The 357-nt window shown below is 64.7% G+C and carries 1 pseudogene; it reads left to right on the top strand.

The features are described 5' to 3' along the window. Positions 1-357: pseudogene (locus EN852_RS36665) on the top strand (hypothetical protein); the annotation flags it as partial.

A 357-nucleotide genomic window follows, 5' to 3' on the forward strand; every position in this document is an offset into this window, starting at 1 on the left:
CGCCCAGCTTTCCACCGTTGTCGATCACAAGACCGGCCGCAGGGGTCACCAGCAGCACGTCATGGACATCAAGCTTGCCGGCCACCCGATGGCGCGGCTCTGGGTCAATCATCCCGGCGAGGACGATCCCTGGGGCAGCCAGCGTCCCTCCTATTGGGCGGGAAGCGGCATCCTGCCGCGCGTAGCGCAGCACCGCGATCTGGCAATGCTGATCTTCGATACCGAAGAACACCGCAACAACTGGACCCACGCCTATCTCGGCCGCGACGGGCTGGAGGAGGTGATGATGGAAGGCAACTGGCTCATCACCCGCTCCGGCCGTGGCTTCGCCAGCCTTTGCGCGACGAACGGACTTGA

The sequence above is a fragment of the Mesorhizobium sp. M2E.F.Ca.ET.209.01.1.1 genome, assembly GCF_004010375.2.
GTDB lineage: Bacteria > Pseudomonadota > Alphaproteobacteria > Rhizobiales > Rhizobiaceae > Mesorhizobium.